This is a genomic window from Paenibacillus sp. FSL H8-0034 (assembly GCF_038000305.1).
Lineage (GTDB): Bacteria > Bacillota > Bacilli > Paenibacillales > NBRC-103111 > Paenibacillus_S.
The window spans coordinates 3,047,363-3,068,309 of sequence record NZ_JBBOBS010000001.1; the positions used below are offsets into that span (position 1 = coordinate 3,047,363).

A 20,947-nucleotide genomic window follows, 5' to 3' on the forward strand; every position below is an offset into this window, starting at 1 on the left:
GATAAATATTTAATTTAGGTTCTGCCGGACAGCCGGAGGCCAACATGCCATGGTGTGTCTCTTTTTCATATCCTATTATAGAAAGCGAGTGTTCAAGCATGAAGCATAGAAAATTGGGAAGAACTGGTTTGAAAGTTTCCGAGGTGAGTCTGGGTACGATGGCGTTTGGTCGTTGGATTGATGAAGCGCAGTCCCAGCAGGTTCTGGATGCCGCGCTGGATGCAGGAATTACATTGATTGACACAGCTGACGTATATGGAAAAGGCATGGATCGTGATAATCCTCTGGAGTCCGGAGAGTCGGAGTATATACTGGGCAGAGTGCTGAAGGGCAGACGCAATCAGATCATTCTGGCGACCAAGGTACATGGCAAAGTAGGGATAGGTCCTAATGATTCAGGACAAAGCCGCTATCATATATTCCGTGCGGTGGATGCAAGCCTGAAGCGGCTTCAAACCGATTATATTGATTTGTATCAGGTACATCGCTTTGATCCGGAGACGCCGCTTGAGGAAACGCTGAGTGCCCTCGATGATTTGGTCAAATCGGGCAAGGTAAGATATATTGGCTGCTCCAACTTTGCTGCATGGCAAATTGCCAAGGCCCATGGGATCAGTGCGCTGAACCATCTCCACCGTTTTGAAAGTGTGCAGCCCGAGTACAGCATTATTACGCGAGGCATTGAAGATGAGCTGATTCCTTTCGTTGCCTCCGAGCAGGTCGGTGTTATTGTATACAGCCCTTTGGGTCGTGGATTGCTGTCAGGGAAATACAAGCAGGGGGAAGCTCCACCGGAGGGTTCGAGAGCCGCAGCTGGCGAAAGAAGAATACATACCCTGCTCGGTGTGGAACGCAATTACCACATTATTGAATCGCTCAAGCCTCTGGCGTCCAACCGCGGCTGGACGCTGGCGCAATTCGCTTTGGCTTGGGTGCTGAGCAACCCACATGTTTCCTCCGCTATTCTTGGAGTATCGAGACCGGAGCAAATCCAAGATGCGTTGCAGTTTATCGGTGACCCACTTACGGCTGAGGAGCTGGCCGAGGTTGACCGCATTTCGAAGCTGAATTAATGGAAGCGGCTAAGTGGGACAATCGTGCAATCAGCTGGATTTTTTTTGATGTAGGCGAAACGCTGGTGGACGAATCGAAGCCGATTCGTGAGAGCATCAGGCAATTTGTCGATAACGCCGCGAGACTCGGTTATCAGATTGAGCCGCATATCGTGGAGCAGTCGCTCATCCATTATCATGGGTTGTTCAGTACGTTTCCGATGCGGCAGGTCATGGAACAGCTTGTTCCGTCCGAGGCGGATCGTCTGGAGATACGCAAGGGTATGGCTTATCGCAAGGAATGGGATGAGCCTTTCCCGGATGCTGTCGGGATTCTGGAGCAGCTGAGCAGGCATTACAAGCTTGGGATTATCGCCAATCAGAGTGCAGGCACGGCTGCGAGACTGGAGCAGTATGGGATGCTGAAATATCTTTCGGTTGTCTGCTCCTCCGCAGAGGAAGGGTTATCGAAGCCGGATGTACGCTTATATGAACGAGCCCTTACAGAAGCGCAGTGCAAGGCTGAGCATGCAGTAATGATTGGTGATCGGATCGATAACGATGTCATTCCTGCAAAACGTGTGGGGATGCAGGCGATATGGGTACGGCAGGGACTGGCCCGGCATCAGCCGATTCCGCCGGATCATACCGCACCGGATATCGTAGTGGATCGATTAGGGGAGATCATCAAGTATTTGGCAAGAGTATAGTGGTAACGAAGAAATGATGCTGACAATGTGCCCTTTTGGCTGTCTTCCTTTAATGGAGGCGGGTGAGAGGGCTTTTTTGAATTGGCGGATCGTCCGTTTATGATATGATTTAACAGGACAGGAGGACTATGATCGTGGAAAACAAATGTATTAGATGGTATGAGTTCGGAGAGCCACAGCATGTTTTAAAGATTGAGAAAAAGCAAGTGGAGAGACCGGATCGTGGAGAAGTTCTTGTGCGAATGAGGGTTCGCCCCATCAATCCATCCGATCTGATCCCGATTAAGGGAGCCTATTCCCATCGTATTTCACTTCCGTGTATTCCTGGATATGAAGGTATCGGCATTGTGGAGGATATAGGTCCTTCGGTTTCTCAAGAATTGATAGGTAAACGTGTGCTGCCTTTACGTGGGGAGGGCACCTGGCAGCAATTTGTTAAAGCGCCGGCTCAATGGGTAGTTCCGTTACCTGATGGTATAGAAGATTACATAGCAGCTCAATTATATATAAATCCGATAACGGTTTGGCTTGCCTGTACGGAAATATTGAATTTGCAGCCAGACGATGTTGTACTGGTTAATGCTTGCGGCTCTTCGGTGGGGCGCATTTTTGCCCAATTATCTAAAATTATAGGTTTTCAAATGATAGCGGTGACGAGAAATCATAGCTATACCCAAGAATTGCTTCGATTGGGTGCTTCCCATGTTATCCCTACAACAGCAATGCCACTGCATCCAACGGTGATGGAATTGACGAATGGACGGGGGGCCGATGCTGCAATTGATTCGGTAGGAGGATTACCCGGTACAGAATTAGCTTATTGCGTGCGTCCCCATGGTTCATTATTAACCATAGGTCTTTTATCAGGTACATCTGTAAATTGGGCGGAGATCACAAACAAGGCTCAAGTCCATGTTAAAATGTTCCATTTGCGGCAATGGAATCAGCGCGTATCTGTTCAAGCCTGGCATGAAGCCTTTAACCAGTTGATATCCTTCATTCAGGATAAGAGATTAAGTCTGATGCAGCCACAATCGCTTTACAGTCTGACAGCGATACATGAAGCAGTTGGAGCTGCAGAGAGTGGTGGAGGCAATCAGGGAAAAATATTTCTGACGAGCTAGGGAGTCAACAAACAGGGATTGACGTTACCCGCGAAAATAAGTATGATAACTTACAAACGAAGTAAAACGTAAATATAAATAACAAATCGAAACAAAAATACACTTTAAATCGAAAGAGGTTTTTATGATGAGTCGAGGCTTGGTTTCATCTACACCGCTATTAGTGGAAGCAAGAGCACAAGGATACGGAATCGTCGCCTTTAACGTACATACGCTGGAAATGCTGCAGGCTGTCGTGGAAGCGGCCGAGAGCTGCAGGGCGCCGGTTATTATTCAAACCACGGTCGGCACCGTAAAGCATTTGGGGATGGATTATATTGTAGCTGCAGCTCAAGTAGCGGCACGCCGGGCATCGGTACCGATTGCACTTCATCTTGATCATTGTCAGGATTTGACGCTGATTCAACAGTGTATAGAAGCCGGATATACCTCCGTCATGATCGATGCCTCCAAGCTGCAGTTCGAGCACAATGTCGAGCGGACGAAGGAAGTCGTGGCCTATGCAAGCCGACGTGGTGTGAACGTGGAAGCGGAATTGGGCAAAATCGGCGGTGTTGAAGACGATATTGTTGTGAATGAGGCCGATGCTATGCTCGCGGTTCCCGAGGAGTGTGAGCAATTCCTGGCGCTGACTGGTGTTCCTACACTGGCTCCCGCCATCGGTACGGCACATGGCATTTACAAGGGAGAGCCAAATATAGATTTCAAGCGTATTGAACAAATCGCCAGTCGAGTGGCTGTGCCGCTTGTTCTGCATGGCGGCTCCGGTATTCCTGCTGATCAGGTCAAACGATGTGTAGCATTGGGGATGGCCAAGATGAATGTAGCGACCGAATTGAAAAATGCATTTTCTTTGGCCATTCAGCACTTTTTTGCTGAGCATCCGGAGGAGCTGGACCCACGTCAATATATGGTGCCTGCCAAGGAAGCGGTCAAGCGTATGGCAATAGATAAAATCAACCTTTGCGGCAGTGCAGGCCGCGCATAAAGCTATAGAAAGAAGGAAGGGATATTGCCATGCATAACGAGTATCTGCTTGGTATCGATATTGGAACCTCCGGCTGTAAAATAGCTGCTTTTACACCGGATGGCGAGGTTGCCTTTCAATGCACCGAAACATATGAAACGTTATATCCGGCAAAGGATTGTGTGGAGCAGAATCCGCTCGATTGGTGGGCGGCGGTATGCCGCGGGACCCAGCGAATGTTTGCCCAAACCGCTATTCGGCCGCATGAAATTCAAGGTATCGGCGTGGACGGACAAAGCTGGTCGATGATCCCGGTGGATGTGACCGGACAGGTGCTGCGTAACAGTATGATCTGGATGGACCGGCGTGCAGTCAGTCAGTGTGAGCAGATGAAGCGTTCCGTAGGGGAGGAACGAATTTTTACAGTTTCCGGCAATCCGCTGTCACCCTCTTATACGACTGGCAAAATCCTCTGGATGAAGGAGCATGAGCCTGAGCTGTACGCAAGGACACATAAGGTGCTGCAGTGCAACAGCTTTATCGTGTTCAAGCTGACCGGGATTATTTCGCACGATCTTTCACAGGGCTATGGTATTCATGCATTTGATATGCAAACGGGAACCTGGGACATAGGGCTATGTCGTGAGCTGGGAATCGATCCGGACTTGCTGCCTGAGCTGTACGGATGCAGTGATATCGTCGGGACGGTACATGATGAGGCGGCTGCGAGCAGCGGGCTGCTCATCGGGACTCCGGTTGTTGCCGGAGGCTTGGATGCAGCCTGCGGCACATTGGGAGTTGGCGCGATTCATGATGGTGAAACTCAGGAGCAGGGCGGTCAGGCTGGTGGAATGAGCATTGTGATGAGCCAGCCTATCATGAATGACAAGCTGATCCTGGGCTTCCATGTTGTTTCAGGTAAATGGCTGCTGCAGGGCGGTACGGTCGGTGGCGGGAGCCTGAGCTGGTTTCAACGCGAGCTGTTCGGGAAGGGTGTTACAGCTGATAAGCTACAAGACGGTGCAGAAGCAGAGCAGAATGGCAACGCTGTACCCCAGTCTGTGTTCGAACCCTTCAGAGAAATCAATGAGGAAGCGGCACAAATTAGCGAAGGCAGTGATGGCCTTATTTTCTTGCCCTATATGGCAGGTGAGCGCTCCCCGATCTGGGATATCGATGCCAAGGGTGTTTTCCTGGGACTTACCTATGCAACAACGCGTGGTCATATGGCTCGTGCCATTATGGAGGGCTGTGCGTATTCGCTGCAGCACAATTTGGTAACGGCAGCCGATGGCGGCGTAGGTGTCGGTGAGCTGTATAGTATGGGCGGTGCGGCGAATAGTCAGCTATGGTCACAGATTAAAGCAGATATTACAGGCAAAACCCTGCGGATCGCAGCATCCGATACGGCAACCACCCTCGGAGCCGCAATGCTGGCAGGGGTTGGAACAGGCTTGTATAAGGACTTTGCCGAGGCTGTTCGAAGGACGGTCCGGTTCCAAAGAGAATTTGCTCCTGATCCTGCACACACGGAGCTGTATACCAAGGGCTACGAGCTGTACCTATCGGCTTATGCAAGCTTGAAGGATTGGTTTCCACAAATGAAAGCGAGGTCTTGACGCATGAAAGCAGCAGTATTATATGGACAAGATGATATTCGTGTTGAAGATATAGCCATTCCTGAGCCGCAGGCGCATGAAATTCTGGTTAAAGTTATGGCCACAGGGATTTGCGGCTCCGATGTGCCTCGGGTTCTGGGAACCAAAGCACATCATTATCCGATTGTACTCGGGCATGAATTCGCCGGGATCGTTGCCAAGGTCGGCACAGGTGTAACACGGATCGGTGTCGGAGATCGGATTGCCGGAGCGCCATTGGTTCCTTGTCATCAATGTGTGGATTGCTTCAAAGGGGACTTTGCCCAATGCCAATACTATTCCTTCGTGGGCTCACGGGTGAACGGCAGCTGGGCCGAGTACGTCATTATTCCTGAGATCAATGCGGTGCGGATTGATGATACGGTCAGCTATGCGGAAGCTGCCTTCTTTGAGCCATCGGCTGTTGCTCTTCATGCGCTGCGTCATATCAGCTTTCAAGGCGGCGAGGACGTGGCCATTCTGGGCGGAGGCACGATTGGCTTATTAACCCTGCAGTGGGCCAAGGTGCTTGGAGCGCGAACGGTTACGGTATTCGATATCAATCAAGATCGTTTGGAGCTTGCCCGCAAGCTGGGCGCGGATTATGTGATCGATACACGCAGCGAGGACTTCAAGGAACAGGCAGCTTCTATTGTAGGTGCCAAAGGCTTTGGTATCGTGATGGAAACAGCGGGATCGGATGTGACGATGCGTCTTAGCTTTGAGCTGGCGGCTAATAAAGCGAAGGTCTGCTTCGTAGGTACCCCAACTAAGGAGCTTACCTTTGATTACAAGCTGTTTGAGCTGATGAACCGCAAGGAATTTACTTTAACCGGTTCCTGGATGTCCTACAGTGCGCCGTTTCCCGGGAATGAGTGGGAGCTTACAGCACATTTTTTGAGTAAGCAAAGATTCAATTTCCTGGACATGATCGATAAAATATTGCCTCTGGAGCAAATCAACGATGCCTTTGAGCTGTACAAGCAGCCAGGTGCCGTTAAAGGGAAAATACTGCTGACCCTGGGAAGTGAGCCTGTGTGAGTGAGGACCCTACTAGCGCTTCCCCTGCAGATTCTCGTAAATTATTAAGCCTGGAGCGGCATCAACGGATCATGGATTATTTAAAAGCTAACAGGAGTGTCGAGGTCTCCCAGCTAAGCGAGCTGCTTAAGGTATCGGAGGTCACCGTGAGAAAGGATCTGGAGCGGCTGGAGCGGGCTGGCTTGTTATCCAGAAGCCATGGCGGCGCGATTCTACTAGAGCGGCTGCTGTACGAGCCTTCTTTTGCCGAGAAGGAGGATCAATGGATCGATGAAAAACAAGCCATAGCTCATGCTGCAGCTTCTCTCATTACAGATGGAATGACCGTAGCGATTATGACCGGAACGACATTAAGCCATACGGCAAGGCTGCTTATGCAACGTCAACGATTGAATATTGTCACGAATGCGGTCAATATAGCGACCGAGCTGATGCATGCGGCAGGGGTGAGTGTATTTTTGACAGGGGGCAATATTCGACCGAATACGTTGGCTTTGGTTGGAGAAATGGCGGAAAGGTCGTTGGAAGGCATTTATGTCGAGACAGCCTTTATCGGAGTGAATGGCTTCAGTCTGGAACAGGGTTTAACAACTCCCAGTATTGAAGAAGCCCGAGTTGTCAAAAAAGTAATGGAGAATGCACAAAAGATAGTGGTTGCGGTCGATCATACGAAGTTCAATCAGGTTGCTTTTGTTCGGATTTGTACCGTGGAGCAGATCCATACCGTTATTACCGACAGGAAGACACCAGCGACCGAAATCGATAAGCTGCGCGATAAAGGAATTACGGTTATCGTCACTTAAAGTGTGCTTGCGCAAGTAAGCTACACTTTTGAAATGACAGTCCCGTGAGCCCGCCGACCTAAAGGTAACTTTCGCGGACAGGCGGGTTCACGAGGACGCCAAGCAGCTCATAATCGGTTCCGATGAGTAAGTATTGAGAACGACCAGAAGGCTCCAGTCGTTTACTGCTTGATACCAACTAAACGTTTAGCAAATGCGGCACCGAATTCCTGGCATTGCTTAAGCTCGCTCTGCGAGGGGGACATTTCGATTTTCAAGCCTTCCTCTACAACCTCAGCACCAATTTCCTTTAGCTTGTCAACGAGCTGATCGACCGCCCCGCCAAATACAGGATAAGAAGAATCGCAGGAGCCAAACACGATCGCTTTTTGTCCATCCAGCTGTACCTCCGACATTTCATCAAAGAAATCGAGAAACTCATCCGGCAAATCTCCGTCTCCCCAAGTGTAGGCGCCCAGCGCGATACCATCATATTTTAACAGGTCATCGCCTGATGCATACATGACTTCCTTTATATCCAGCTCTACTTGCTCGGATTTAATACCTTCGGCAATGGCGTCTGCCATATCCCGTGTATTTCCGGTAAGGCTTGTGAAGACCATCAAAATTTTACTCATTCCTATACCCAGCTCCCTTTATGTGTAATTGCGTACTGATGTTAAGCGAATACCAACAATGATAAACGTTATCAGATAATCAATAATGATAATCATTATCATTTATGTTGTCAATAATAAAATATTTTTGATCCCCTCTATAGTCATCCTATGGTTTCGTCCGTGTTGCTGATGGTGTAAGATGTGTATAGATGCATAGAGAGGGTGTTTCCAGATGGAAAATTTCTATTACATAACGGTTAAGCTGTTTACAGCCATGGTTGGGCTGTGGCTAATTACAAAACTGCTCGGCAAGAAGGAAATTTCACAACTGACCGCCTTCGATTTTGTCTCTTCTCTGATGTTAAGCGAGATTGTTGGCAACACGCTTTATGACAAGGACGTTACCCTAAGTGAGCTGCTCTATGCGCTGCTGCTGTGGGCGGCGATGTCGATGTTTCTGGAAAAGCTGGTGCAGTTTATACCCGGATTGTCCAAATATTTGAATGGCCGCGCCGACATTATTATTAACCAGGGGAAAATTGATTTTCGGGCGATGAAGCGCAACAATCTGGATTTTGACCAATTGCATACACTGCTGCGGGAGCAAAATATATTTACCGTACGCGAGGTCGCTTTTGCTGTTTTTGAAACGAACGGGAATATCTCGGTTTTGAAAAAATCGGAGGTTGACAGCATCACGAAGACGGACCAGGAGCTTCCAGAAAAGTCTATGATGCTTCCGATGGTGCTGGTTGAGAATGGGCGGATTCAAACGGATCGATTGGCAAGACTCGGCCGCACAAAGCCGTGGCTGCTTGATGAGCTGAAGAAGAACGGGGCTGGACGAATACAGGATGTTCTGTATGTAGAATGGTCGGAGCATCAAGGCATGTATGTTCAGAAAAAGGAGTGACTGCGGATGTAAACACATGCTTGCGTTATGAAATTAGACCATGGGGGAGCTAGCATGAAGCCTAGTAAAAAAGGTTTTAAAATCTCATTTATCATATCCAGTGTCGTATTGTTTTCTGTTCTCATGACCCTGCTTATTAATTCGTTCGTAGGCTATCAGGCTGAGAAAACGTCCTTATACAGCACGACGCAGGAATTAAATCGAATTCGATCCGACGAGCTGAGCCGAACAACCCAAACGATTATTTTATCGATGAAACAAACCGTAATGGCATCCGCACAATATTTTACAAAAGAACACAGCTCGGATGAAGCAGCCCAAGAGCAGCTGGATTTTTTAATGAGCACCGATAATTTGTTTAATTCTGTAGCATTGGTAGATAAATCGGGGTCGTTACGAGCAATATCACCAAGAAATTCGGACATTATTGGACAGAAGCTGACATCACAGGCTTCCAGACAAGCGCTGGAGCTGCAAAAACCTTTAATGTCAGAGCCTTACAGGGCAGTCACGAACCGACTGATCATATTGGTCAGCCATCCTGTTTTTGATGCGAACGGAAGCTACAATGGTTTTATTTCAGGTACCATTTACCTGCAAGAGCCTAATTCACTTAAAAAAATACTGGGAGAGCAGTCGGCTGCTACTAATGGTTCGTATTATTATGTCGTCGATGCAGCAGGCAATCTTATCTATCATCCGGACCCTGAACGAATTGGGGAAAATGTGCTCGCAAATCCTATCGTACAAAAAATAGTAGCAAAAGGCGGCGGTCAAGGCGAAGTCAGCAATACCAAGGGTGTGAGTTATTTAGCCGGTTATTCCACAGTCCCTGAAACAGGCTGGGGCATTGTGGCCCAGACGCCTAAGCAATATGTAGACCAAAGCACCAAAAAACTGATAACCTCAATGGCTCTGTATTCGTTACCCTTTTTAATTATCGTACTTGTCTTGGTGCTGTGGCTGTCACATAAATTATCACAACCACTGAGCAGGCTCGCGTTGATTGCTTCCGGTCTGAATAACGCAGATGGCAGGAGCAAGGAAATTCCCCAAATCGATCACTGGAATTATGAAGCTAATGAACTGTATACAGCCATTGCCAAGGCGTTTCATATCATGAACAAAAGAACCGAGGAGCTTTCCTTTGAAGCACAAACCGATCCACTGACAGGGCTGACCAATAGAAGGACTATGGATGCCATTCTTGGGTTGTGGCAGGCGCAGTCAAGAAGCTTCAGTGTGATCATGCTGGATCTGGATCATTTTAAATTGGTGAATGACACCTACGGTCATCAGATAGGGGACCAGGTGCTTCAGTTTACAGCAGGTATCATGATGTCCGAGAAGCGGGAGCACGATTATTGCTGCCGGTATGGCGGCGAGGAATTCACCATACTGCTGCCGGATGCTACGGAAGAACAGGCTTTTTTGCTGGCTGAGCGCATTCGAACCTGTATCGAGGGCAGCATCTGTCCGACAGGTCAAACAATTACATTGTCGCTTGGCATCGCGTCCTATCCGAATGATGTATTGAGCATACAGAGGTTATTTAAAAACGCCGATGATGCGCTGTATCAAGCCAAGCATAATGGACGTAATCAAACGGTAGTGTATACGAATGCATCTGAGCCGACCCTCACCTCATCTTAAAAACAGATTGTCTGTAGCCAGGCCATGCTCGTTACGGTATTTACCTGGTGACATGCCTACCCAATGCCGAAATACCTTGGAGAAATAGTTACCCCCTGCAAACCCGACGGAACCTGCAACCTCGTCCAGGGTTTGTTCGGTCGTTCGCAGCAGCTCGGCCGCCTTTTCGATGCGCAGCTTGTTTAAATATTCCAGTGGCGTCAGTCCGATAAAGCGCGTGAATTGTCTGAGAAAATGATACTTGGAGAGTCCCGCATTTTCGGCCATCTCGTCCAGATTGAGAGGCTGCTCGTAGTGCAGTTCAATGAAAAGTACGGTTTTTTGTATCGCTTCGGGGATCTCGGATATCGATTTTTCAAAGGTCGTGCTGCGGTGAAGCTCAGTAATAAATTGATACGCAAATAGCGCGTTTAGGTAACCATCTGTAATTTGCCGCTGCCTGGCTTTCTCGAATATCATTTTCAATGCCCGGATTGGAGGGCTATCTATGGAAAATTCGGACACATGTCCGAGCTTGGAAATCAGCTCATCGACGATGGGACGAAGCCGCTCACCCCGCATCATAATAAACATATACTCCCAGTGATCACTTTCCGGGGGAAAATAGTAACGATGCTGGCTTGGAATCCATACCAGAAATGCTTTTTCGGGAGTGAGCAGGCAGGATTGCCCCTCTATATGCATCATGCCATAGCCAGACAATGTATATTGGAATAAAAAAGCCCCTTCTTCGCCGCGATTGAGCCCATCCCAGTTGTAGTCCGTGCTGACTGTTCGTTCCCATCCGACCCCGTGCAGCTGGGCGATCTCATAAGCTGGTGTTTCCCGAAATCGAAAGCCATAGCTGTGCCGAAACGGTTCATTGGATTTATTGGACAAGTCAGAATTCTCCTCTTTTCATCGATCTGAAATCATAACTCAATACAGCAATATATTACCTATGGAAAGCAGTTTATTACCATTGTCATTGTTTCCATAATACTTTATTTTAGATAAAGGAAGCAATTTATTAGATTGATGAGGAATCAGGAGGATGTAAACATGTTGAAGGTAGCTATGATTGGTGCCGGAAGTGTTGGCTTTACACGCAGATTAATGATGGATATTCTCTCTGTAGAGAAGTTCAGGGATACCGAGTTCCGGCTGATGGATATTAACGCAGACAATTTGCGGATGGTCTCAGACCTGTGCCGTAACTTAATTGGAAAGAACAGCCTCGCTGCGACGATTGTGGAAACGACGAATCAAAGGGAAGCCATAGCCGGTGCAGATTACGTCATTTGTATGGCTCGTGTTGGTGGTTTGGAAGCGTTCCATCATGATGTAGAGATTCCACTCAAATATGGCGTCGATCAATGTGTCGGTGATACGCTTGGACCGGGCGGTGTGTTCTTTGCCCTACGGACGATACCGGTGCTGCTCGGGATTGCCAAGGATATGCGTGAAACCGCGCCCAATGCACTGCTGCTGAACTACTCGAATCCGATGGCGATGAACACATGGGCGCTGCGGCGTGCAGGTGGCATTAACGTTGTTGGCCTGTGTCATGGCGTGCAGGGTGGTCATAAGCAAATTGCCAGGGCGCTTGGACTGCCGCGTGAGGAGGTTGATTTTATATGTGCGGGCATCAACCATCAAACCTGGTACATTCAGGTTACGCATGAAGGAAGAGATATGACGCCTTATTTACTGGAGGCATTTGAGAAGCATCCTGAGCTGTCTGAACGTGAGCCTTGTCGGATTGATGTACTGAAGCGCTTCGGTTATTATTCAACGGAATCCAATGGACATCTAAGCGAATATTTGCCATGGTACCGCAAGAGCAAGGAAGAGATCGACAAGTGGATTTATAAAGGCGAATGGATCGGCGGCAGAACCGCAGGTTATTTAAACCACTGTATTTCCAAGCGTGACGAATATCTCGAGATGTATCCCAAATGGATGAGCGGTGAAGCTGAATATATCAAGCTTGGGGAGCGCTCCGACGAGCATGGCTCCTATATTATCGAGGCACTGGAAACAGGCAAAACCTACCGCGGCCACTTCAACATTGAGAACAGGGGTTTTATCACCAACCTGCCCGATGGTTCTACGATTGAAATCCCTTGTTATGTGGATCGCAATGGCATTAACGTTGCCTGGGTAGGTGATCTGCCCTTGCAGTGTGCGGCAACATGCCGTACGAGCATTAGCGTTCAGGAGATGGCAGTCGAAGCAGCGCTTACCGGAAACCGTGAGCTGGTGAAGCTGGCCATTCTGCATGACCCTCTAACTGCTGCGCAATGTACGACACAGCAGGTATGGGATATGTGCGATGAGATGTTTGACGCGCTGGCTCCATGGCTGCCGCAATTTAACGGTGAAGGCGCGACCTGGCCGGATATCCCGCAGCCGGAATCATTCTACAAGATCAGCAAGTCTGCTGACGGCTGGCTGCCGCCCGCTCTGCGTGGTGAGCAGGTAGTTGTGAATACGGAAGAGCGTCTGTCTGTCGGGTATAAGGATTCTTAAGGAAATTGCTATCAATACTTCGGGTAGAAAGCCTTCTCTGGAATAGAAGTGTTCGTTCATGAACGCTCATCCAGAGAGGTTTTTTTGCTTTTTATGAACTATGCAGGCGTTACCCCGAAGCTTGCCGCACTCCAGAACTCTGTAGGCATTGCGTTTAATTGCGCTGTTTTTGTTCTGGCAGCGTTATAGTTTTGGCGGCATTGGTATATGATTTGACGGATTGTATGCATAGTTCATGGCAGGGGAGCTTGTTAAAATAGAAGTAGCTGTTGAGACAAAGGAGGCTTGCTTCATTGATTAATCTAGATGCTCATTTTCCGTCCTATACACAATTTAACCCAGAGGTTCCGGTTTGGTGCGTGACACCCCATGAAGGAAGGGTCATCCATCGTTTTTTTGATACTTCGCCTTTCAGCCCATCGGGCCGGTATATGGCGCTTTTTCGCATGCCATTTGAGAATCGGTATCCGGTACCGGGGGAACGGGGGCAGATTGTATGGGTGGATCTTCAGGAAGGAACCGAAGCCGTGATTGCCGACACCTGCGGTTGGGAAAGCCAGATTGGCGCTAATGTGCAATGGGGAACGAGCGACACGGAAATTTACTATAACGATGTGGATACGACCACCTGGAAGCCGATCGGGGTCAGACTCAATCCGTTTACCGGCAGCAAGCACATCTTTGAGCAGGGGCTGTTCGTCATTTCTCCGGATGGGAAAAGCGCAGCGACCACCTGCCCGCTTCGTGCGCGCCGAACGCAGGACGGTTATGGTGTAATTGTTCCTGACGACTGCTTGCCTAAGAACAACGGGCTGCCATACGATGACGGCATTTATATCACGGATATTGAAAGCGGGCAAAGAAAGCAGCTGATATCGCTTGGGAGCATGCTGGAATCGCTTGGGTCGCAAGTAAATCTCGACACCTACCGTACAGGTGAAAGCTACGGCTTTCAATGCAGGTACAATCCGCAGGGTACCCGATTAATGATGATTCTCAGATGGCTTAAGCCCGGTGGCGGTGAAATCAAACAAGCGATTACCGTCAAAAGCGATGGAAGCGACGTGCGGCTTGCCGTATCCCCTGAGCAATATTCGAAGGGTGGCCATCACATTAACTGGCATCCCGATGGCGAGCATTTGACGATGAATCTGAATATCAACGGAGATGGCATTCGATTCGTCCAATTCCGATACGATGGCACAGGATTGCATAAGCTTGTAGACAATCCGGGCTCCGGGCATCCTACCGTCCATTCGAACGGAACGCATTTACTGACCGATGCCTATTTAAAGGACACACCTGCCTATGGCGATGGAACCGTTCCGCTTCGCTGGGTAGATTTGCGTAATGGCCATGAGACGGCGATCGTCCGCATCCATACACAGCAGGCTTATGACAACACGCTTAGAGTGGACCCGCACCCCGCATGGGATGCTGGATTCAAGCGGATCGCTTTTAACGGGTTCGCTGACGGAACACGCAGAGTGTATGTAGCCGATGTATCCTCCTTGTTATAAATAATCTTTCGGAAAGGCAGATGAAGATGGTGAATCAACATGAATATATACCTACTCTGATCATAGGTGCCTCTATGCTGGGGCTTGGAGTGGCATTCAGTAAAGGAAAAGACGCGGTTACACTTGAATACAGCAGCGCAGTCGGCAATGAATTTATTCGCAGCTTTAAATTGGCCGATCAGCCTTATCAGGTAGCTTCCTCCAAGGGTTTGGATATCGGGCAGGAATGCCTGGCGAGAAATGCAATGTCTGCAGACGGAAAGCTGCATTTGCCTGGGCTGATGCATGTGCTTGTCAATCAATTAAGTGAAGCCAAGCTTGATGTTCGGCTGTTAACCTCCGTAGTGGAAGTCAATAAACACAAGGATCAATTTGAAGTGCTGGTATATGATGCCTCTGGGCTCAGAACGATCATTACGGATCAATTAATTGATACGACGCCTTATTGCGTCACCAGGCCCGGCCAGTGGGGTCCGGCATCCAAGAGCCTGAATATGATGATTCACGGCTGGTCTCAGTCTGCACAGCTATTGGAGACAGCGCACAGCCCGGAGCTGAAGTTGGAGCCCGCCGGGAATTCGAAGACAGTATACAGCCCGAATCGGCAGCCGGAGTCAAGTCCAATTTTGCAGCCTAACGATGCCGCCGGTTATGCGATTAAATATGGACGGTTCGCATCGGAGGTTATTCTTGAATACCCGCTTGACATCGAGGACAACTGGGCAATAGCCCGAGATAAGCTGTTTACATTTTGGCTGAATCGTCCTGAAGCTTTACGCACATGTTCATTTGTCACACACGCCGACGAATTCAATATGAAATACAACCAACCCCACCATCATCTGGAACCGGGCTGGGATTGGTTCCCGTCTGCTTTTTACGACAATCCGTTGGAAGCTTTCGATCATGGTTACCAGCATCGAATGGGGGTTCAGCAATGATGAAGCTATGGGAAAAAAAGTCGGGCCATATAGACTCCAGTGAGATCCATACGCAGTTCGGAGAGCATTATGATGTAATTGTCGTAGGTCTTGGCACTGCCGGCTCCTTTGCAGCTATGCAGGCTGCACGCAAGGGGTTAAGGGTACTGGCTATTGAACGTTTGAATGGCATGGGTGGTACGGGTACGCTGGGTGGGGTGGCAGGGTATTATTACGGTACGCGGGGCGGCATTTATGAACAAATCGACGAGCAGGTCACGAAGTATCAGAAGCAGGATGATTTCCTGCCGTTTAAAGGGATGCATTCGGAGCTGAAAAGCTGGGTGCTGGATACAGAAATAGCAAGTGCCGGTGCGGAGGTTCATTATCTATCCTATGTAATCGGCGTATATATGCAGGATAGAACGGTTACGGGACTGCGCTGGGTATCTCCGGCCGGGATTCACCAGTCTTCTGCCCGGATCGTTATCGATTGCTCCGGAAATGCCGAAGTGTGTGAGATGGCCGGTTGTGCCTTCCAATTGGGCAGGTCTATCGATGGCCAGCCGCAGCCATTCTCGAACGTGGTATTCAAGCTATATGAGAACCAGCGTGTGGGCAATTTTTATACGGATTCCGGTTATATCGATATTACGAATCCGGAGGATGTCACCAGCACGATCCTCGAATCCAACAGGCTGCCTACACATTTAAAAGAGCAGTATACCGAACAATCCATGCTGCTAAAAACGAATCAGCTGCTGGGAGTCCGTGAGACAAGGACTATTGTCGGGGAGGCTCAGGTCACCCTCAAGGACTATCTTGATGATCGACTGACGACGGAGCCGGCTTTCTATGCATATTCGAATTTGGATAACCATGGCAAAGACATTGCCTTCGAAAGTGATACCCAGCAGCAATGGCTCGTTGCCGCGAGCTTATGGGGTTTGAATTTCAGCGTCCCCATTCCGGCGGGCACGTTGATTCCCAAGGGCTACGACGGACTGTTGGCTGCCGGTCGAAGTTTATCGGTGGATCATGATATCGCGGCTTGCGTACGCCAGAAGCGCGATATGCAGAAGAGCGGGGAGACAGCGGCAAATCTGGCGTATTTAGCGATTTCCGATAGTGTACGTTTAAGCGAAATTCCCTATAAGAAGCTGCAGGCTCTGCAATTGGAAACGGGCTGCCTGAGCCTTGACAGCAGCATTGAGCTGCGTGATACAACACCACAGGAACATACCAGTCAGGCTTCGAATAGCCAATTGAAGTGGCTGACGGATATCGAAGCGATCCGAACGGCATTAAGTACAGACAAGCCGGGAATTGCCATATGGTCCGTGAGGCGTCTGGGAGCTGCATATGATTCATTGCTCCCCTCGTTAATCGAGTGGATTCAGACGGGGCAGGAAGAGCTTTTACGTAAAAATAGCGCTATTGCTCTTGGCATGCTCGGTCATGCGGCCTCTCTGCCTATATTAAGAGAAATGGTAGTTAATCGTGACCTTTATGTACCGAGGTCGAGTAGGAAATATAACCAGCCCCATGTGTTTACTGCGATCTATCTGCTTGGTACCATGAAGGATCAGGAAGTTATGCCGGAGCTTCTCACGATCCTGGATGATGCCTCTTTTATCGATACAACAGCCGTGGATAATAAAAATCAGGAATTTATTTTTGATACAGACGAGCTGTATTTTCAATTTTTCAGTTTTTCCTTTATAGCCGCGCTGCGCATTGCAGATGCTTATGAAGTCTGGAAAATCCCGGTCGCGGACACGATCGAGAGACGTCTGAAGGACCCGCATACGAAGCTGTCGGTCACGTTGAAGAACAGCTCGCAGGATGTAACGGCAACCGTCAGAAAAGAAATGAAAGGGAAAATCGAACAGATTTTCAAGCAGCATATCAAGCAATGGGACTCGGTCAGTTCGATCTGAAGCCCGGAATCAAGAGGCGGAGCCAATCCGCCTTTTTCTCGTTAGGACATGGTATACTGTTTTTTAGCCGTTCATGAGAACGCTATCAATTACTATGAGCTGTACAGATTAAGGGGGGATCATGGGCATGAATGAGAAAAGGCTGCGGATCATTATTGTGGACGACGAGGTCCCCATCAGGCAAAGGCTGCAATTGTTTGACTGGTCTGCTTGTGGAGCGGAAATTGTAGGTGAAGCCGAGAATGGCGAGGAAGCTCTGGATTTATGTGCCAGCTTGCTGCCGGATCTGGTGTTTACGGATATCAAGATGCCCGTGATGACAGGCCTTGATTTATTAAAGCAAATTTCACAGGAATATCCGGAGATTCCTGTTGTGCTGATAACGAGCTTCGACGATTTTAATTACGTCCATCAGGCATTAAGGATGGGTGCCGTTGACTATTTAATGAAGGTGACCCTGCGGCAGGAGGAGCTGGCGCAAACGATTCAGAAAGCGAGAGACTGGCTTCAAAGCCGCTATTCGCAAAAAGAATACGAACGGGCCGAGGAACGGAAGCATAAATCACAGCTGTTTCGTCGTATGCTGGGACAGCCGCAGCTGCGGGAACAATCGCAGCAGGAAATGTTGCAGAACCTGCTGTTTCCGGAGAAGCTGCCGGAGCTTCCCTTCCGCTTTATACGCATCTTAGCTCAAGTCAAACGTGAGGACGAAATGATTGTGGATCAGCAGCTTCAGGAGCTGCTGATCCTGCAGCAGAAGCAAAGCAGATTGGCAGACATGAAGTATTGGTATTGGTTCTCGATTAATTTAGGCGATTATCTGGTTTGGTTTCCGCAGACCTATCCTCTTGAGGAGCTTACGGTTATCGCAAACGGGATTATTGATCATATTCGTCATTCCCTGGCAGCGAGTATGCCGTATTTGGTTCAAGATGCTGCCGTGTATGCGATTATCAGCAGCGAAGTAACCAGCTACGACGAATACCGCAATGTGTTTCGTGAAACGTTTTTTTGGATCGATTATTGTTTTTTTAATGAAGGTGATTCTGTATTCGTCGGTAAACCGGTGCCGATGCAGGTAATGGACGGCAAGCTGGAGTTTGAGCTGCGTACGAGCTTTCGCCGCAGCCTGACAGATTTATCAAGCTTTAACGAATATGTGAGGACCGAATTTAAAGCATGGATGCTAAAGCATCGGGTACATCCGTCCGGTATCCGCATGTTTCTCAAATCCGAGCTTCAGGAATGGGACTCAGGCTCAAAAGATATCGTTCATGACCGTACCCAGCTTGTTCAGCGTATCGATCAGTCTGCCACGCTGGATGAGCTGATCTCCAATATGATTTACTGGATGGAGGATAAACGCGGGGATTTTGTAAGAAAGGAGATACGCAGAGCCAAGGAGATTATTCAGGAGCGGCTGGGTGAGCCTGTTACCTTGTCGGCGGTTGCCGGGGAGGTAGAGCTTAGCGGCGACTATTTTGGCAGGCTGTTTCACGAAGAGCTGGGGATGACATTCAAGGAGTATTTAACCCGCTGCCGGATCGAGAAAGCCATCGAGCTGCTGCAAACGACAAACCTGAAGGTGTATACGGTATCCGAGATGGTAGGTTTTCCGAGCTATCGCTATTTTGCTCCATTATTCCGCAAGTTCACCGGTCTCTCACCATCTGATTATAAGCGGGGGTAACATCATGTTAAGACGCATGCATCGTATGAGGCTGGCAACGAAACATTTTATTTTTTTGTTCCTTGGCGGTCTGCTTGTATTCGGTATTCTGGCCTGGAGTACGCTCGTGCAATCGGAGCAGTTGTTTCGCGCCCAAACCATCCGGGACTCGGAGATCATTATAAACCGGACGAATGATTATTTGAATGCTTACCTGGAAAATGTGCAGCATGTTATTTTGCAGCTGGTATCCCGGACTGATATCTTCGACAGCTACGACCCGATGTATACTGAGAAAGCCCTGCAGGAGTATGCCGATACCAATAACTCTATTATAAGCACCATACTGTTCGTTAAGGATGACGGGACCATCCTAAGCAATACCCAGCTTTATTATGACATCCTTGGCTCAGGTGAGCTTCCCGATGTATTTGAGCTGGCGAAAGGGAACTATGGCGGCATTAATTGGAGCGAGCCCTACTGGTCGTCGCTATCCCAATACACCGTTGCTTTTGTTCGTCCGGTGGGCGGGTCGCAAAAAGGGATTGTCGTGATCGAAATCAATCTGAAGGAATTTTCTTCGCGATTGGCGACTTTAAGCGGCGGCGAGTTTCAGACCTTTATGATTATGTCTGCAGGCGGCCGCCTGGTTGCAGGCAATTCTTACAGCAAATTGCTGCCATATCCGTCATACCCTCCCGAGCTGCCAGCGGCTTTGAATGAACAGCTGTTTGAGCTCCCGACAGGGACCAGCGAGATGGAGACCGGGAATAACCATCTGATTGCCGTGAAATCGAATATGAACCGATTGGGATGGAGCCTGATCTCAGTATTTGACAAGGGATATTTTTATGGGAATATCGGTGAATTGTATGCCACGTATGGCAGAGCTACGCTGCTTTTGGTCATTATACTGCTTGCAGGTGCATTGATGATCAGCAGAACCTTTTCACAGCCGATTATTACCTTGGCCAAAAAAATGGACCGGGTGCAGGATATCGACGTTCCCTCTTACCTGAGTGTGTCGCGGGGCGATGAGATTGGTGATCTGGCAAGAAGCTATAACTCCCTTATGTCGAGGATCAGTATGCTCAGCAAAGATATTGTGGAGATGGAAGTGAAAAAAAGAAGCTATGAAATCCGAATGCTGCAGAATCAAATCGGACCGCATTTTCTATACAACACCCTTGCCTGCATCGCCAGTCTGGCTTATCAGAATAAAAACGATCAGGTACAGGAAACGATTCATTCCCTGGTCGGTTTATTAAGCATTACAATGGGCAAAGAGTCCTCACTCACGACGCTTGCCGAAGAGATTCAAGGGATCGAAATGTTTACGCAAATCCAGAATGTGAGATACGGAAACCGCTTTACATTGAATTTGGACATTGATCCGGCTGTGCTCAAGGTTCTGATGCCTCGATTAACCCTGCAGCCGCTAGTTGAAAATGCAATCTTTCACGGCATTGTACCCACACGTCAGCATGGCATGATTACGATCCGTGCATTTCGCAATAAGAAGGGTGTGCGTATTTACATAAGAAATAATGGAATCGGGATCAGCAAGCCATTTTTTCAAAAGCTGCTGGAGGGTCACCCCCACGATGACGACATGAACAGGAAGGACGGACTTGGCGTGTACAATGTCAACCACCGGTTGTTTTTATACTTTGGGAGGCCGTATGGGCTGAAGGCCAACGGTGTGCATACAGGCACGATAGTATGTGTACGCATTCCTTTTACAACAGAGCGGAGCCAGGTGTAGACCTTTGCTTCGTTTTTTTGTTTTGGTACACATTTTCCGATCTTTTCCGGCGCAGCCGTCTGTTCTCGCGGAAATAGTGGAGTAAATCACGGTATTGATGTATAGAGTTGAATCCTGCTACTT

17 protein-coding genes are annotated in these 20,947 nt (G+C 48.7%); 15 read left to right on the forward strand and 2 right to left on the reverse strand.

What is annotated here, in order from left to right; translation table 11 throughout:
• The first annotated feature begins 98 nt into the window (after positions 1-98).
• From NST47_RS13555 to NST47_RS13585, 7 genes are all read left to right on the forward strand, one after another.
• Positions 99-1,073, forward strand: a complete 975-nt coding sequence (locus NST47_RS13555) for an aldo/keto reductase (protein ID WP_341155640.1) — start codon at positions 99-101, stop codon at positions 1,071-1,073.
• Complete coding sequence (locus NST47_RS13560; protein WP_341155641.1) at positions 1,073-1,762, forward strand: HAD family hydrolase; 690 nt, start codon at positions 1,073-1,075, stop codon at positions 1,760-1,762. Before NST47_RS13555 ends, NST47_RS13560 begins: the two co-directional genes overlap by 1 nt.
• Positions 1,763-1,896: 134 nt before the next feature.
• On the forward strand, positions 1,897-2,886 hold the full coding sequence (locus NST47_RS13565) for a zinc-dependent alcohol dehydrogenase family protein (RefSeq protein WP_341155642.1): 990 nt from the start codon (positions 1,897-1,899) through the stop codon (positions 2,884-2,886).
• A 127-nt stretch (positions 2,887-3,013) separates the two neighbouring features.
• The gene (locus tag NST47_RS13570; RefSeq protein WP_341155643.1) at positions 3,014-3,874 is read left to right on the forward strand and encodes a class II fructose-bisphosphate aldolase; all 861 of its coding nucleotides are present in this window, start codon (positions 3,014-3,016) and stop codon (positions 3,872-3,874) included.
• A 29-nt stretch (positions 3,875-3,903) separates the two neighbouring features.
• Positions 3,904-5,472 (forward strand): xylulokinase, encoded by a 1,569-nt coding sequence (locus NST47_RS13575; protein ID WP_341155644.1) that lies wholly within the window; start codon positions 3,904-3,906, stop codon positions 5,470-5,472.
• A 3-nt stretch (positions 5,473-5,475) separates the two neighbouring features.
• On the forward strand, positions 5,476-6,531 hold the full coding sequence (locus tag NST47_RS13580; protein WP_341155645.1) for a galactitol-1-phosphate 5-dehydrogenase: 1,056 nt from the start codon (positions 5,476-5,478) through the stop codon (positions 6,529-6,531).
• The gene (locus NST47_RS13585; RefSeq protein WP_341155646.1) at positions 6,528-7,334 is read left to right on the forward strand and encodes a DeoR/GlpR family DNA-binding transcription regulator; all 807 of its coding nucleotides are present in this window, start codon (positions 6,528-6,530) and stop codon (positions 7,332-7,334) included. The genes NST47_RS13580 and NST47_RS13585 overlap by 4 nt, the downstream gene beginning before the upstream one ends.
• 161 nt (positions 7,335-7,495) lie before the next feature.
• Here the strand turns inward: NST47_RS13585 and NST47_RS13590 are convergent, their stop codons facing one another.
• Positions 7,496-7,951 (reverse strand): flavodoxin, encoded by a 456-nt coding sequence (locus NST47_RS13590; RefSeq protein WP_341155647.1) that lies wholly within the window; start codon positions 7,949-7,951, stop codon positions 7,496-7,498.
• Positions 7,952-8,165: 214 nt separating this feature from the next.
• Here NST47_RS13590 and NST47_RS13595 point away from each other — a divergent pair, with 214 nt between their 5' ends.
• Positions 8,166-8,846 (forward strand): DUF421 domain-containing protein, encoded by a 681-nt coding sequence (locus NST47_RS13595; RefSeq protein ID WP_341155648.1) that lies wholly within the window; start codon positions 8,166-8,168, stop codon positions 8,844-8,846.
• Between the two features lie 54 nt (positions 8,847-8,900).
• A complete protein-coding gene (locus NST47_RS13600) occupies positions 8,901-10,499 on the forward strand; it encodes a sensor domain-containing diguanylate cyclase (protein WP_341155649.1) in 1,599 nt (532 codons plus the stop codon).
• On the opposite strand, the gene NST47_RS13605 is transcribed toward NST47_RS13600, so the two are convergent.
• Positions 10,491-11,378, reverse strand: a complete 888-nt coding sequence (locus NST47_RS13605; RefSeq protein WP_341155650.1) for an AraC family transcriptional regulator — start codon at positions 11,376-11,378, stop codon at positions 10,491-10,493. The genes NST47_RS13600 and NST47_RS13605 overlap by 9 nt on opposite strands.
• A gap of 162 nt (positions 11,379-11,540) precedes the next feature.
• Between NST47_RS13605 and NST47_RS13610 the strand changes: the two genes are divergently transcribed.
• The 6 genes from NST47_RS13610 (at position 11,541) to NST47_RS13635 (ending at position 20,824) form a co-directional block, all read left to right on the forward strand.
• The gene (locus NST47_RS13610) at positions 11,541-13,010 is read left to right on the forward strand and encodes an alpha-glucosidase/alpha-galactosidase (protein ID WP_341155651.1); all 1,470 of its coding nucleotides are present in this window, start codon (positions 11,541-11,543) and stop codon (positions 13,008-13,010) included.
• Between the two features lie 293 nt (positions 13,011-13,303).
• A complete protein-coding gene (locus NST47_RS13615; RefSeq protein WP_341155652.1) occupies positions 13,304-14,530 on the forward strand; it encodes a hypothetical protein in 1,227 nt (408 codons plus the stop codon).
• A 26-nt stretch (positions 14,531-14,556) separates the two neighbouring features.
• Complete coding sequence (locus tag NST47_RS13620; RefSeq protein WP_341155653.1) at positions 14,557-15,471, forward strand: hypothetical protein; 915 nt, start codon at positions 14,557-14,559, stop codon at positions 15,469-15,471.
• Positions 15,468-17,390 (forward strand): FAD-dependent oxidoreductase, encoded by a 1,923-nt coding sequence (locus NST47_RS13625; protein ID WP_341155654.1) that lies wholly within the window; start codon positions 15,468-15,470, stop codon positions 17,388-17,390. The genes NST47_RS13620 and NST47_RS13625 overlap by 4 nt, the downstream gene beginning before the upstream one ends.
• 127 nt (positions 17,391-17,517) lie before the next feature.
• On the forward strand, positions 17,518-19,080 hold the full coding sequence (locus tag NST47_RS13630; RefSeq protein ID WP_341155655.1) for a response regulator transcription factor: 1,563 nt from the start codon (positions 17,518-17,520) through the stop codon (positions 19,078-19,080).
• 4 nt (positions 19,081-19,084) lie between these two features.
• Positions 19,085-20,824 carry a cache domain-containing sensor histidine kinase gene (locus NST47_RS13635; protein WP_341155656.1) on the forward strand — a complete coding sequence of 580 codons (1,740 nt, stop codon included), beginning with the start codon at positions 19,085-19,087 and terminating at the stop codon, positions 20,822-20,824.
• The last annotated feature ends 123 nt before the right edge of the window (positions 20,825-20,947 follow it).